Origin of the sequence: Mesorhizobium sp. M0217 (genome assembly GCF_040321955.1) — a bacterium.
GTDB lineage: Bacteria > Pseudomonadota > Alphaproteobacteria > Rhizobiales > Rhizobiaceae > Mesorhizobium.
Window position 1 is genome coordinate 1 of sequence record NZ_JAMYSN010000066.1, and the last position, 1,293, is coordinate 1,293.

1 protein-coding gene is annotated in these 1,293 nt (G+C 58.2%); it reads right to left on the reverse strand.

Annotation, left to right across the window (positions count from 1 at the left end):
- Positions 1 to 28 precede the first annotated feature (28 nt).
- On the reverse strand, positions 29 to 1,216 hold the full coding sequence (locus NKJ18_RS32930) for a helix-turn-helix domain-containing protein (protein ID WP_502901417.1): 1,188 nt from the start codon (positions 1,214 to 1,216) through the stop codon (positions 29 to 31).
- Positions 1,217 to 1,293: the final 77 nt, after the last annotated feature.

Below are 1,293 nucleotides of genomic sequence, written 5' to 3' on the forward strand. Positions count from 1 at the left end.
GGTCCATTCCGGACACATAGGTTACGGTTTATATCGGAGACATGGGTAACACTTTTGGCCCGAAGGGGTTTTGGAGTGGTTCGAGCCTGCATGTCTCATCATCGAAGTAGCCCAAATCATAATCCATGAAGGAAGCCAGCCAGATATGGTCCTCGACCTGTTTGATGCCGACGGTCTGGCCGGCAAAGACGAGGCTGAGGTTGATCTTCTTGCGATTGTAGCAGATGCGGCCGCAGGTGGTGACGGTGACGGCCTTGTCGTGAAACGGATAATCGAGATCCGGCAGGCCGGCATAGATGCGCGGTGACGGCGTGTAGCGCTCGGCTGGACAGGCCATGTCGAGCGCCTGATGTGGGCGTTCTGAGTTGAACTCATTGATGAAGTCATCGAACCTGGCCTGCTGCTGCAGGAAATTGGCGCCAGCCGGTTTGGTGGTTTCCTTCTTGAGAGTCAGGTGCATGCGCTCATGGCGCCCGTTCTGCTGCGGACAGCCCGGCTGGATGCGCTCGATGTCGATGCCCAGGCGCAGCCACCAGACCGACAGTTTGCTGAGATTGAACAGCGCGTTTGGGCTGGCAAAGGGAACGCCGTTGTCGGTCCTGATGGCGCTGGGCAGGCCGAACTCTTTGAAAACGCTCTCGAACACCGTGAAGGCATAGGCTTCCTTGGTAGTCGACAACGCCTCGCAGGCGATGAGATAGCGGCTGGCGAAGTCGGTGATCGTCAGCGGATAGCAATAGCGCCGATCGGCGAGCATGAACTCGCCTTTGTAGTCGGCACACCACAGATCGTTGGGCCGATAGCCGTTTGAAAGTAGTGTTCCCATCGCCCTGTTGCGCCTTCGCTTGCGGCGCTCGACCAGGCCATGGCGGTCGAGAACCGCATGCACCGTCGAGATCGCAGGCCGGTGAACGTCAGGATACAGCCGGGCCAACCGTTCGCGTATCTTTGGCGCACCCCAGGTCGGCTTGTCTTGCTTGAGGCGCACAATCAGCTTCTCGATTTGAAACGGAAGCTGATTGGCGTGGCGGTAGGGTCGGCGTGATCGATCCGTCAGCCCCTCAAGGCCACTGTCATTGTAGCGTGTGAGGATCTTGTAGCCGGTCTTGCGCGAGATATCGAACTCACGGCAAAGCACCGCCATCTTCTCGCCGTCCAGCAGCCGGGCAATGAACTTCAGCCGCTCTTCCATGACGTTACACTCCTTCCAAGGCACCTTGCTCTCCTTGCAAAGGGCCGAAAGTGTAACCCATGTCTCCGGAATGAACTGTCACCCATCTCTCGGGAAGGGCA